The organism is Rhizobium sp. BK661 (genome assembly GCF_024808825.1).
GTDB lineage: Bacteria > Pseudomonadota > Alphaproteobacteria > Rhizobiales > Rhizobiaceae > Rhizobium.
In genome coordinates, this window is the sequence record NZ_JANTYT010000004.1 from 41,553 (window position 1) to 53,898 (window position 12,346).

At 60.7% G+C, this 12,346-nt stretch carries 11 protein-coding genes; 10 read left to right on the plus strand and 1 reads right to left on the minus strand.

Annotation, left to right across the window (positions count from 1 at the left end):
- The first annotated feature begins 11 nt into the window (after positions 1 to 11).
- From FHX16_RS10915 to FHX16_RS10925, 3 genes are all read left to right on the plus strand, one after another.
- Positions 12 to 1,667 (plus strand): GMC family oxidoreductase, encoded by a 1,656-nt coding sequence (locus FHX16_RS10915; protein ID WP_183862967.1) that lies wholly within the window; start codon positions 12 to 14, stop codon positions 1,665 to 1,667.
- Positions 1,668 to 1,709: 42 nt separating this feature from the next.
- Positions 1,710 to 2,969, plus strand: a complete 1,260-nt coding sequence (locus FHX16_RS10920) for a glycerate kinase (RefSeq protein WP_259127958.1) — start codon at positions 1,710 to 1,712, stop codon at positions 2,967 to 2,969.
- A gap of 394 nt (positions 2,970 to 3,363) precedes the next feature.
- Positions 3,364 to 4,131 carry an SDR family NAD(P)-dependent oxidoreductase gene (locus FHX16_RS10925; protein ID WP_183862963.1) on the plus strand — a complete coding sequence of 256 codons (768 nt, stop codon included), beginning with the start codon at positions 3,364 to 3,366 and terminating at the stop codon, positions 4,129 to 4,131.
- An 82-nt stretch (positions 4,132 to 4,213) separates the two neighbouring features.
- On the opposite strand, the gene FHX16_RS10930 is transcribed toward FHX16_RS10925, so the two are convergent.
- On the minus strand, positions 4,214 to 5,425 hold the full coding sequence (locus FHX16_RS10930; protein ID WP_183863036.1) for an MFS transporter: 1,212 nt from the start codon (positions 5,423 to 5,425) through the stop codon (positions 4,214 to 4,216).
- Between the two features lie 109 nt (positions 5,426 to 5,534).
- On the opposite strand from FHX16_RS10930, the gene FHX16_RS10935 reads away from it, so the two are divergent.
- The 7 genes from FHX16_RS10935 to FHX16_RS10965 all read left to right on the plus strand — a co-directional run bounded on the left by FHX16_RS10935 (position 5,535) and on the right by FHX16_RS10965 (position 12,276).
- A complete protein-coding gene (locus tag FHX16_RS10935; protein ID WP_183862961.1) occupies positions 5,535 to 6,353 on the plus strand; it encodes a helix-turn-helix domain-containing protein in 819 nt (272 codons plus the stop codon).
- A 195-nt stretch (positions 6,354 to 6,548) separates the two neighbouring features.
- Positions 6,549 to 8,066: a glycerol-3-phosphate dehydrogenase gene (glpD, locus tag FHX16_RS10940; RefSeq protein ID WP_183862959.1), complete on the plus strand. Its 1,518-nt coding sequence runs from the start codon at positions 6,549 to 6,551 to the stop codon at positions 8,064 to 8,066.
- 41 nt (positions 8,067 to 8,107) lie between these two features.
- The gene (locus FHX16_RS10945) at positions 8,108 to 9,184 is read left to right on the plus strand and encodes an ABC transporter ATP-binding protein (RefSeq protein WP_183862957.1); all 1,077 of its coding nucleotides are present in this window, start codon (positions 8,108 to 8,110) and stop codon (positions 9,182 to 9,184) included.
- An 11-nt stretch (positions 9,185 to 9,195) separates the two neighbouring features.
- Positions 9,196 to 10,266, plus strand: a complete 1,071-nt coding sequence (locus FHX16_RS10950) for an ABC transporter ATP-binding protein (protein WP_183756233.1) — start codon at positions 9,196 to 9,198, stop codon at positions 10,264 to 10,266.
- 3 nt (positions 10,267 to 10,269) lie between these two features.
- Positions 10,270 to 11,136: a carbohydrate ABC transporter permease gene (locus FHX16_RS10955; protein ID WP_016554372.1), complete on the plus strand. Its 867-nt coding sequence runs from the start codon at positions 10,270 to 10,272 to the stop codon at positions 11,134 to 11,136.
- Positions 11,137 to 11,150: 14 nt separating this feature from the next.
- Positions 11,151 to 11,978 (plus strand): carbohydrate ABC transporter permease, encoded by an 828-nt coding sequence (locus tag FHX16_RS10960; protein WP_016554371.1) that lies wholly within the window; start codon positions 11,151 to 11,153, stop codon positions 11,976 to 11,978.
- A gap of 16 nt (positions 11,979 to 11,994) precedes the next feature.
- Entirely contained in the window at positions 11,995 to 12,276 is a 282-nt protein-coding gene (locus FHX16_RS10965) for a DUF2160 domain-containing protein (RefSeq protein ID WP_183756234.1), read from the plus strand.
- Positions 12,277 to 12,346 lie beyond the last annotated feature (70 nt).

Here is a 12,346-nt window from a genome sequence, read left to right on the forward strand (position 1 = left end):
GGGATAGAAATATGCGTTTCGACTACATCATTACCGGCGCCGGCCCTGCGGGATGCGTGCTTGCCAATCGCCTCAGCGAAGATCCCAACGTCAACGTCTTGCTGCTTGAGGCGGGTGGAGGCGACTGGAATCCGTTGTTCCATATGCCTGCGGGCTTTGCGAAAATGACGAAGGGTGTTGCGAGCTGGGGCTGGGAGACCGTGCCGCAGAAACACATGAAGGGCAGGGTGCTTCGCTATACACAGGCGAAGGTGATCGGCGGCGGCTCATCGATCAATGCCCAGCTTTATACGCGGGGTAACGCTGCAGACTACGACCTCTGGGCAAGCGAGGACGGATGTGAGGGCTGGGACTACCGCTCGATCTTGCCCTACTTCAAGCGCGCCGAAGACAATCAGCGCTTCGCCGATGACTATCATTCCTACGGCGGCCCGCTCGGTGTCTCGATGCCTGCCTCTCCGCTGCCGATCTGCGACGCCTATATCCGGGCCGGGCAGGAACTCGGCATTCCCTACAATCATGACTTCAATGGCCGGCAGCAGGCGGGTGTCGGTTTCTATCAGTTGACGCAGCGGGACCGCCGCCGATCATCGGCATCGTTGGCGTATCTTTCTCCGATTAAGGCCCGAAAGAACCTGGTAGTCCGGACAGGCGCAAGAGTTGCGCGCATCGTCCTCGAGGGCCATCGTGCCGTCGGTGTCGAGATCGCGACGGAGCGCGGCTCCGAGATCGTCCGTGCCGAACGCGAGGTGCTTGTGTCGTCCGGTGCGATTGGGTCGCCCAAGTTGCTGCTTCAATCGGGGATCGGTCCGGCCGACCACCTTAAGTCGGTCGGGGTCAAGGTCCGCCACGATCTGCCGGGCGTCGGTGGCAACCTTCAGGATCACCTTGATCTATTCGTCATTGCCGAGTGCACGGGCGACCACACCTATGACGGGGTTGCGAAACTTCACCGAACGATCTGGGCGGGCGTTCAGTATGTGCTGTTCCGAACCGGCCCGGTCGCCTCCTCTCTCTTTGAGACCGGCGGCTTCTGGTATGCCGACCCGGATGCGCGGTCGCCGGATATCCAGTTCCATCTTGGCTTGGGATCCGGGATCGAGGCTGGGGTTGAGCGCCTGAAGAACGCTGGTGTCACTCTGAATTCGGCTTATCTTCATCCTCGCTCTCGGGGAACCGTGCGACTTTCCTCGGCTGATCCGGGCGCTGCGCCGCTGATCGATCCGAACTACTGGTCCGACCCACATGACAAGGTTATGTCCCTCGAAGGGTTGAAGATTGCTCGCGAGATCATGCAGCAGGCGGCGCTCAAGCCGTATGTTCTGGCCGAGCGGCTGCCTGGACCGAAGGTCATGACCGATGAGCAGCTCTTCGACTATGGCTGTGCGAACGCGAAGACCGATCATCATCCGGTCGGCACCTGCAAGATGGGAACGGGACCGGAAGCTGTTGTCGGTCTCGATCTCAAGGTCCATGGTCTCGAGGGGCTTCGGGTATGCGATTCGTCGGTCATGCCGCGGGTCCCATCGTGTAACACCAACGCACCGACCATCATGGTTGGCGAACGAGGCTCCGACCTTATCCGTGGACTGCCGCCGTTGCCTGCAGCGATTTTTGCTCATGAGCGCAACGAGACGCGGCCGAGGGCAAGAGCGACCGTCCGCTAGACCGGGCATTCGGACGGCGAACTTTGAAAATGGGAGTAGGGTTTGATTTCCGATCCACGAGCGTTTTTGCAAACCCTGTTTCATGAGGCGGTCAAGGCCGCGGACCCCTACGAGGCACTGGTTCGTCATCTGCCGGATCCGCCGAAAGGCAGGACGATCGTCGTCGGGGCGGGCAAGGCAGCGAGCCAAATGGCGGCCGCATTTGAGCGGGCCTGGTCTCATCCATTTGAGGGCCTCGTCGTGGCCAGGCATGGGCCGATCGCCGAATGCCAATCGACCAAAATTCTTCAGGCGGCCCATCCCGTTCCAGATAGGGCCGGGCTTGTCGCGGCAGAAGCTCTTATAAACCACGTGCATGGGCTGACCTCCGACGATCTGGTCATTGCGCTGATATCCGGCGGCGGCTCGGCGCTTCTCCCAGCACCGCCGACCGGCTTCACCCTCGCCGACGAAAGCGCCCTCAACGAAGCGCTGCTGGCCTCCGGGGCTCCCATCTCAGGCATGAACGTGGTGCGGAAGCATTTCTCCCGCATCAAGGGAGGACGGCTTGCTACTCTTGCCCACCCCGCCAGGGTCGTCAGCCTTGTTGTATCCGATGTTCCCGGAGACAATCCGGCCTTTGTTGCGTCAGGGCCGACCGTTCCGGACAACAGCGATGCGGAGGAGGCGCTGCGAGTGATCCGGGACTATCGGATAGATCTTTCGGCGCGCGTCATCGATTGTATTCGAAATGCCAGAGCGCCACGCGCCGGCGACGGTGTCTTCGCCAACAACGAGGTTCATGTGATTGCCTCGGCGCGGGTGTCTCTGGAGGCGGCGGCCGACCGGGCGAGGTCTTTGGGCGTGCAACCTCTTATTCTCTCGGATTCGATCGAAGGGGAGGCGAAGGATATCGGCCGGATGCATGCGGCACTCGCCCGCGAGTTTTTGGCAAGGCCTCCCGCTTCCAAGCCGCTCGTGCTGCTTTCCGGCGGCGAGACAACCGTGAGTATCGGAGCCGGAACGTACGGCAAGGGCGGGCGAAACTCCGAACTGCTTCTCTCTGCGGCGATCGATCTACAGGGGTTCGAGGGGGTCGTGGCGATGGCTGCGGATACCGACGGCATCGACGGTTCGGAAGACAATGCCGGCGCGTTTTGCGACGGCGGAACAGTGGCGCGGATCAGAAGTGCGGGCGGCGATGCGCGCGCGTTCCTGGCGGGTCATGACGCATGGTCGGCCTTCAACCTTGCCGGCGATCTTTTTGTGCCGGGGCCGACCGGTACCAACGTGAATGACTTCCGCGCGTTTCTTTTAGCTTAGGGTTATAGGAAGACATCAGCCTTAGCGTGTGCCGGCTCTGAACCCGTTGCGTGACGCGTCCGGACAATCAAATCAGCGCGCCGCAAGCAAGCACGCGAGATGCATTCGACGCTAAGTCTTTGTTGTGTTTAAGAAGCCCGCCCCAGGCCCCTCGGGGGCGGGCTCTACCGATCCGGACCCCTTCCGGACCGCGGCTGATGGTGAGCCGCTGGAAATACAAATGCCCGGTGTTGCGCGATGAGACAACCGAAAGCTGTTCTGTTGGTTATTTGGTAAGGTTACCGACAGAGTCCTGTGTGTGGACATCCGGCGGGACTCTCTTCAACACTGCGTACGGGCGCGCTCCTCGACGGCGAGCGAGCGACGACGGAACAAAGGGAACAAGGGATAGGTCATGGTCGATCGGCTAAAGGGGAAAGTCGCAATCATCTCAGGTGGCGCAACGGGCATGGGCGGGGCGGCATCGCGGCTCTTCGCTGCCGAGGGCGCCAAAGTAGCGATCATCGACCGAAATGAAGCCGCGGCACGGCAAACGGCGGAGGAAATCCGCGCAGTTGGCCATGTGGCGGACTATTGGGTCGCCGATGTGTCCGAAGAGGCTGCCGTGATCCAGGCGGTGAAGGGCGTAGAGGAAAAGTTCGGCGCGGTCACCGTGCTCTTCAATCACGCCGGCACGATTGTCATCAAGCCGTTTCTGGAAACGACGCTCGACGAGTGGGAGTGGCTCCATGCGGTCAATGTGCGTTCGATGTTTCTGATGACGCGGGCCGTTCTGCCGGGGATGATCGCCGCGGGCGGCGGCTCCATCGTCTGCACGTCATCGATCTCGGCCGTGGCTGCGACGCCGATGGAAGTGCTTTACGACACCACGAAGGGAGCGGTGCATATGTTCGCGCGCGCGATCGGAGTGGAGTTCAGGGACCGGAACATTCGCTGCAATGCCGTCTGCCCCGGGTTCATCCGCACGCCGCACGGATTGCGCGAGGTGAGCGAATTGCAGAAGCTTGGCGTCGATGTGTCGGACGCTGCTATCGCCGCTCAGCAGGGTCGGATCGGCGAGCCAGAGGACGTGGCGCGCGCCGCGCTCTACCTCGCCAGTGACGAGTCGATGTTCGTCAATGGCGCGCACCTCTTTGTCGATAATGGGTTCACCGCTATCTAGGTGTGGGTGACTTGCCAGCGCAAAGATTAAGGGCCGAGATCGTCATCTCGGCCCTTGTCATTCGTGTGCTGCGTGAACTCGCTTACTCGGCCGTTTTCGCGGCGTGGCGGCGGCCCTTGCCGATATCGGGTAGGAAGATGGTCAGCAGGCCAAGCAGCGGCAAATACGAGCAGATCTTGTAGACGAACTCGATGCCCATATGGTCAGCCACCATGCCGAGGCCCGCGGCACCAATGCCCCCGATTCCGAAGGCAAAGCCGAAGAACAGACCGGCGATCATGCCAACGCGACCGGGCACCAACTCCTGCGCAAAGACAACAATGGCAGAGAAGGCGGAGGCCAGGATGACGCCGATCAGGAAGGTCAGGAAGACCGTCCAGTTGTAGTCGGCATAGGGCAGGGCAAGTGTAAAGGGCAGCGCGCCGAGGATTGAGAACCAGATCACAAACTTGGTGCCGAACCAGTCAACGATGGGACCCCCAGCAACGGTGCCGATAGCGACTGCGCCGAGAAACACGAACAGCAGAATCTGCGCGTGCTGCACGGAGACGCCGAAGCGCTCGATCATGTAGAAGGTGTAGTAGCTCGACAGGCTTGTCATGTAGACGTATTTCGAGAACACCAGCAGCGCGAGGATGCCGATCGCCGTGATGACCTTCGCGCGCGGGAGGTGTAAAGCAGGTACCGCTGCCTTGCGGCCGGCATTGCTTCTGCGGTGGTCGGCATACCAGGCACCGACGCGCCACAGGATGATAATGCCCGTCAAGGCGATGAGCGAGAACCATGCGACGCTATGCTGGCCGCGCGGCAACACGATGAATGCCGCGAGAAGCGGCCCGATCGCGGTACCGAAGTTGCCGCCAACCTGGAACAGCGATTGGGCAAGACCATGGCGTCCGCCCGATGCCAGCCGAGCGACACGCGAAGATTCCGGATGGAATACCGCCGAGCCGAGCCCGACCACACCCGCACCGATGAGAAGCACCCAATAGGCGTGCGCGTAGGCGAGCAGCACCAGGCCGATCAGCGTGAAGCCCATGCCGACGGCCAAGGAATAAGGCAACGGGCGCTTGTCGGTGTAGATACCGATCAGCGGCTGTAGGAGCGATGCCGTGACCTGGAACACGAGGCCAAGGAAGCCGATCTGCGTGAAGTCGAGGCCGTAGCCATCCTTGATCATCGGATAGAGGGCAGGGATCAGCGACTGCATGGTATCGTTGAGGAGATGGCAGAAGCTCACGGCCATGATGATGCCGAAAACTGTCTGTTCCGCAGAGTGCCGCTCTGCCGTCATTGCGCTGTCTGTCACGATTCTGCTCCGTCCTTTGACGATCTGGAGATAGACGACTTGCCGATGTCCCGCTTTCGTGTTTTGGTCTTGTTGTTTCGCGAGTGGGCCAAAAATGACAAAATCTGGACAGAGGTTGGCGATGAGCGAGCTGGCCAAGCTCCACGTAGAGCGCCTTGCGGCTATTGAGGCCGCCTCGGAGCCGGTCTACGCGATCCCCTCGGAATATCCGGCCGGTTATCATGTGAAGGCTCACAGGCATAGCCGCGCGCAGTTTGTCTATGCCAGCGCGGGCGTCCTGATGGTGTCCTCTGTGCAGGGGCGCTGGATGGTGCCGCCAGAGCATGCGTTATGGATTCCGGCAGGGCTCGTCCATACCGTCGATATGCTGGGTGACGTCGCGATGCTCTCGGCCTATGTCGCGCCGAGTGAGCTGGCGGATCCTCCAACGGCCATCCGCGTCGTCGCTCTGACAGATCTTGCCCGAGCTTTGATCATCGAAGCCGTTGCGCCGGCGGATGGCAGGAGCAGTCGGCACGATCTTGTCATGGCGCTACTGCTCGAGGAGGTCCTGCGGCTACCTGATCGCCCGCTGGGACTGCCGTTTCCGTCCGATGCGCGTCTGGCGGCGCTTTGCCGCGGCTTCATGGAAAATCCGAGTGCTCGGCTGGTGATCGACGACTGGGCCGAGCGTCTTGCGATGAGCCGGCGGGCGTTTACGCGATTCTTTCGGAAGGAAACGGGAATCAGTCTGTCGACGTGGCGGCAGCAGGCGGCCGTATTTACCGCTTTACCACGCCTCGCAGCCGGGGAGGCGGTCACCGCCGTCGCACTCGATCTTGGCTACGAGAGTGTCGCCGCCTTCATCACGATGTTCAGGCGCATGCTGGGGACCGCCCCGCGAGGCTATTTCAAAACGCCTGAAAACCCCTGATTTGCGGGCCGGAATGTGCACCTATCACCCGCAGTCCTTTCCGGGTATTACGTTTACGTCCACGGCAGATCTGTGGGTTTCCGAAATTCGGATAACATTCGTTTGACATTCGAATAATCTTCGTTTTAACTGCATTTACTTTCGCAACTGCGCAGGCATGTTGCGTTGCGGCATATTGTGGCTTGGAGGGGGAACGTGAGCCGTCAGATTCACGATCTTTTCATTATCGGTGGTGGCATCAACGGCTGCGGAATCGCGCGAGACGCGATCGGGCGCGGCTATTCGGTCGCGCTTGCCGAAATGAACGATTTCGCCTCCGGCACGTCCTCCGGGGCGACCAAGCTCATTCATGGCGGCTTGCGGTATCTCGAGCATTACGAGTTTCGTCTGGTACGCGAATCGCTGATGGAGCGCGAAGTGCTCTGGGCGATGGCGCCGCACATCATCTGGCCGATGCGCTTCGTGCTGCCCTATCATAAGGGCGGTATCCGCCCGGCATGGCTCATTCGGCTTGGACTGTTTCTCTATGACCATCTCGGCGGTCGCAAGCTGCTCCCGCCCACGGCGGTCCTCGACATGCGACGGGATCCGGCCGGAAAGCCGCTGAAGGCGCTTTTCACCAAGGCCTTCGAGTATTCGGATGGCTGGGTTGATGATGCGCGCATGGTCGTTCTCAATGCGCGAGACGCTGCCGACCGCGGTGCGCTGATCATGCCTCGGACGAAGGTCGTCTCGGCGCGGCGCGAGAACGGCTTGTGGTCCATCGAAACGACAGACACCGTGAGCGGGCAGGCGAGCAGCTTCCAGGCGCGGATGCTGGTGAATGCCGCCGGGCCCTGGGTCGATCACGTTATTCGTGCGGCCTTCGGGCAGAACGAGGCGCATCATGTGCGGCTCGTGCAGGGCAGCCATATCATCGTGAAGAAGAAGTTCGACGATCCGCGGGCCTATTTCTTCCAGAATCCTGATAACCGCATCATCTTCGCGATCCCCTACGAGCAGGACTTCACGCTGATCGGCACCACCGACCGCGACTACTCGGCCGATCCGAAGGATGTGAAAATATCCGAGGAAGAGACGACCTATCTCTGCAACGCGGCAAGCGAATATTTCAAAGAACCGGTGCGGCCGGACGACATCGTCTGGACCTATTCGGCGGTGCGCCCGCTATTCGACGACGGCGCCTCGAAGGCGCAAGAGGCAACCCGCGACTACGTTCTGAAAGTCGAAGGCGAGGGTGAAAGCGCCCCGCTGCTCAACGTCTTTGGCGGCAAGCTCACCACTTACCGGCGCCTTTCCGAGCATGCTTTGGAAAAGATCGCGTCGGCGATCGGTTCGAAAGGCGCGCCATGGACAGCGAAGAGCCATCTACCCGGCGGCGATTTTCCCGCAACCGGCTATGAGGCGGAGGTGACGAAGCTGAAGGGGCGTTATGGCTTCCTGGCCGACCGCCACGCGCGCCGACTGGTGCGCCGCTACGGTACGAAGGCGTCGGTCCTGCTTGGGCAAGCGGCCAGCACCGAGGATCTCGGGCACTGTTTTGGTGGCGATCTCTACGAGGCAGAGGTTCGCTATCTCATTGAACACGAATGGGCCAGAAGCGCAGACGATGTGCTCTGGCGGAGAACGAAAGACGGCCTGCGTCTAACCAAGGAACAGGCTGTGCTGTTGGAGGAGTACATGGCCGCACGACCGGCACAGATGGCTGGTTGAAACGGCAATGTCCCCGCTGTTGAGGAGGCACGGGAACCGGAATGCTTGAGTTGCGGAACGCCGCGAAGATGGTGGGTGGGGAATATCATATCCACGCGACCGATCTTACGTTTGAAAAAGGCACGTTGAATGTGCTGCTGGGACCGACGCTGTCCGGCAAGACGTCGCTGATGCGACTGATGGCCGGGCTCGACCGACCGACCAGCGGTTCGGTCCATTTCGATGGCGTTGATGTGACCGGCATGCCGGTGCAGAAGCGCAATGTCGCGATGGTCTACCAGCAGTTCATCAACTACCCGGCTCTGACAGTCTACGAGAACATCGCCTCGCCGATGCGCATTGCCGGCAAGGATACGACGACGATCGATCGCGAGGTGCGCAAAGCCGCCGACCTGATGCGTCTCACGCCGTATCTCGACCGGACGCCGCTTAATCTGTCCGGTGGCCAGCAGCAGCGTACGGCGCTTGCCCGTGCTCTCGTCAAGAACGCCAGCCTGGTTCTGATGGACGAACCGCTCGCTAACCTTGACTACAAGCTTCGCGAGGAGTTGCGGGCCGAACTGCCGCGTATCTTTGCGCAATCCGGTGCCATCTTTGTCTACGCGACGACGGAACCTTCCGAGGCGCTTCTGCTCGGCGGCAATACGGCGACGCTTTCCGAAGGACGTGTGACACAGTTCGGGCCGACGATCTCCGTCTATCGAAACCCGCGCGATCTCGTGACCGCGAAAACATTCGCCGATCCGCCGCTCAATTTCATCGATGTCGTCAAGGCTGGCAGTGTGTTTCGGCGGAAGGAGGTCGATATCCTGCCCGTGCCTGCGCATCTGGCCGGAATGGCTGACGGGTCCGTCACCATTGCTTTCCACCCGCACCACCTCGGTCTTTCACCGCAGACGTCAGCCGCGGCAAGGTTGCAGGCTCGCACGCAGGTTTCGGAGATCACCGGTTCCGAAAGCTTCGTGCATCTGGATTTCGATGGCATCCGCTGGGTGATGCTCGCCCACGGCATCCACAACATCGATCCGGATACCGAGGTCGACATCTATCTCGACACACGTCACGTCATGGCCTTCGGCACCGATGGCCATGCCATTGCAAGCGGCGTTCAGGCGTAAGGGAGAAGGACATGGCACGCATCACGCTCGACCACATCCGTCACGCCTATGGACCGAACCCGACGTCGGACAAAGATTACGCACTTCGCGAAGTCGATCACGAATGGCGGGACGGTGGCGCCTACGCGCTCCTCGGACCGTCCGGTTGCGGAAAGACGACGCTGCTCAACATCATTTCCGGCCTGCTGCAGCCATCGCATGGCCGCATCCTGTTCGATGGAAACGATGTGACGAACCTCTCAACACAGGCGCGCAATATCGCGCAGGTGTTCCAGTTCCCTGTCATCTACGACACGATGACCGTTTACGACAATCTGGCCTTTCCGCTGCGCAACCGTGGTGTTGCCGAGCCGGAAGTCGATCGCCGCGTACGTGAGATTCTCGAGATGATCGACCTCGGGGGGATGGCCAAGCGCAAGGCGCAGGGCTTGACCGCCGACCAGAAGCAGAAGATCTCGCTCGGCCGTGGACTGGTACGCAACGACGTCAATGCGATCCTGTTCGACGAGCCTTTGACGGTTATTGACCCGCATATGAAGTGGGTGCTGCGTTCGCAGTTGAAGCGACTGCACAAGCAGTTCGGCTTCACGATGGTCTATGTGACGCACGACCAGACGGAGGCGCTGACCTTCGCCGACAAGGTCGTCGTCATGTACGAGGGCGAAATCGTCCAGATCGGCACGCCGGCGGAGCTTTTCGAGCGTCCCAGCCACACCTTCGTTGGCTATTTCATCGGCTCGCCGGGCATGAATGTGCTGCCCGTGCAATTGCAGGGCAATGCGGTTCGCATCGGTAACGAAACGCTGTCGCTAGACTATGCGCCGCAAACAGCTGCCGGTGCGAAGACGGAGCTCGGCATCCGTCCGGAGTTCATCAATATTGGCCGCGAAGGAATGTCGGTGACCGTCAACAGGGTTGAAGATATCGGCCGACAGAAGATCGTGCGCGCGACCTTTGCGGGGCAACCCATCGCTATCGTCGTGACGGAAGACTCGGAAATCCCGGCGGATGCGCGGGTGACCTTCGATGCGGCTGCAATCAATATTTACGCCAATTCCTGGCGCGTCGGCAGGGAGGGCTGAACCATGGAAAAGACCTGGAACAACAAGGCTTGGTTTCTGGTTCTGCCGGTCCTGGTGCTGGTCGCCTTCTCGGCCGTCATCCCGCTGATGACGGTTGTGAACTACTCGGTACAGGATACGTTCGGCAACAACGAGTTCTTCTGGGCCGGTACCGACTGGTTCGTGCAGACGCTCCATTCCGACCGCTTCTGGGCGGCACTGCAGCGAAACCTGATCTTCTCTCTGATCATCCTGGCGCTCGAAATCCCGCTTGGCATCTTCATCGCGCTCAACATGCCGAAGAAGGGCCTCGGAGTTCCCGTCTGCCTCGTGCTGATGGCGCTGCCGCTGCTCATTCCGTGGAACGTGGTCGGTACGATCTGGCAGGTTTTCGGTCGCGTCGACATCGGCCTGCTCGGCCATACGCTCGAGGCGATGGGTTTCGACTATAACTATGTTCGCGATCCGCTCGATGCCTGGATCACGGTTATCCTTATGGACGTCTGGCACTGGACGAGCCTCGTTGTGCTCTTGTGCTATGCTGGCCTGGTCTCGATCCCTGACGCCTACTATCAGGCGGCGAAGATCGACGGTGCGTCGCGCTGGTCCGTGTTCCGCTACATCCAGCTGCCGAAGATGAACCGCGTGCTTCTCATCGCCGTGCTGTTGCGCTTCATGGACAGTTTCATGATCTATACCGAACCCTTCGTCGTCACCGGCGGCGGCCCCGGCAACTCGACGACCTTCTTGTCGATCGACCTCGTGAAGATGGCCGTCGGCCAGTTCGACCTCGGTCCCGCTGCGGCAATGTCGATCATCTACTTCCTGATCATCCTGCTGCTGTCGTGGATCTTCTACACCGTCATGACCAGCAGCGACGCGAACGCCTGAGAAAGGAGAGGACCATGGCTCAGACAATGAAATACAAGCCTGCGGGCAACTTCTCCTGGGTCGTTTCGACGATCTACATCATCTTCCTGCTGCTGCCGATCTACTGGCTCGTCAACATGAGCTTCAAGGAGAATGCCGAGATCACCGGTGCCTTCTCGCTCTGGCCGAAGAACCCGACGCTCGGGAATTATATGGTGATCTTCACCGATCCGTCCTGGTACAACGGCTACATCAATTCGATCATCTACGTGGTGATGAACACGGTGATCTCAGTGCTGGCAGCGCTGCCGGCGGCCTACGCCTTCTCGCGCTACCGGTTCCTCGGCGACAAGCACCTGTTCTTCTGGCTGCTGACGAACCGGATGGCACCGCCCGCGGTCTTCGCGCTGCCGTTCTTCCAGCTCTACTCGGCCTTCGGCCTGATCGACACGCATATAGCGGTCGCGCTTGCCCACTGCCTGTTCAACGTCCCGCTGGCGGTCTGGATCCTCGAAGGCTTCATGTCCGGCGTGCCGAAGGAAATCGACGAGACCGCCTATATCGACGGCTATTCCTTCCCGCGCTTCTTCGTGAAGATCTTCATGCCGCTGATCGCATCGGGCATCGGTGTCGCCGCCTTCTTCTGCTTCATGTTCTCGTGGGTTGAATTGCTTCTGGCACGTACGCTGACGACGACCGCGGCCAAGCCGATCTCGGCAATCATGACGCGTACCGTGTCGGCTGCCGGCATGGACTGGGGCGTGCTGGCGGCGGCCGGCGTGCTGACCATCGTTCCGGGCGCGCTCGTCATCTACTTCGTCCGCAATTACATCGCCAAGGGCTTCGCGCTCGGTCGCGTCTGACAAGGGAGAACCACTCATGAACTTTTCCTGGATGGCGTGGACGCTGCCGACCGCATTGTTTTTCCTGACGATCCTCGCGCTGCTGGTGGGCATGAGCATCTGGGAATATTTCGCGCCGGGGGGTTCACCACGCGTCGGCGTCCTCCGGTTCGAAACCACGCGTGGCGACCGGCTCTTCGTATCGCTGCTTGGCGCAGCATTCATTCATCTCGCATGGCTGGGCCTCGTCGGGCCCAACCTGTGGTGGGCTCTTGCCCTCTCCGTAGTCTACGCCATCGGCGTCTTCCGCTACGTGTGACGGCAGGAAAAGACAGATGGCCGGGGGTACTGGCCGCCTGAAACGTGAAGACTGCAATCGCAACCCTGGG

Excerpts from the sequence above, each read along its gene's own strand:
- FHX16_RS10915 (WP_183862967.1), top strand. The coding sequence starts at position 12 with ATGCGTTTCGACTACATCATTACCGGCGCCGGCCCTGCGGGATGCGTG.
- FHX16_RS10925 (WP_183862963.1), top strand. The coding sequence starts at position 3,364 with ATGGTCGATCGGCTAAAGGGGAAAGTCGCAATCATCTCAGGTGGCGCA.
- FHX16_RS10930 (WP_183863036.1), bottom strand. The coding sequence starts at position 5,425 with ATGACGGCAGAGCGGCACTCTGCGGAACAGACAGTTTTCGGCATCATC.
- FHX16_RS10935 (WP_183862961.1), top strand. The coding sequence starts at position 5,535 with ATGACAAAATCTGGACAGAGGTTGGCGATGAGCGAGCTGGCCAAGCTC.
- FHX16_RS10945 (WP_183862957.1), top strand. The coding sequence starts at position 8,108 with ATGCTTGAGTTGCGGAACGCCGCGAAGATGGTGGGTGGGGAATATCAT.
- FHX16_RS10950 (WP_183756233.1), top strand. The coding sequence starts at position 9,196 with ATGGCACGCATCACGCTCGACCACATCCGTCACGCCTATGGACCGAAC.
- FHX16_RS10955 (WP_016554372.1), top strand. The coding sequence starts at position 10,270 with ATGGAAAAGACCTGGAACAACAAGGCTTGGTTTCTGGTTCTGCCGGTC.
- FHX16_RS10960 (WP_016554371.1), top strand. The coding sequence starts at position 11,151 with ATGGCTCAGACAATGAAATACAAGCCTGCGGGCAACTTCTCCTGGGTC.
- FHX16_RS10965 (WP_183756234.1), top strand. The coding sequence starts at position 11,995 with ATGAACTTTTCCTGGATGGCGTGGACGCTGCCGACCGCATTGTTTTTC.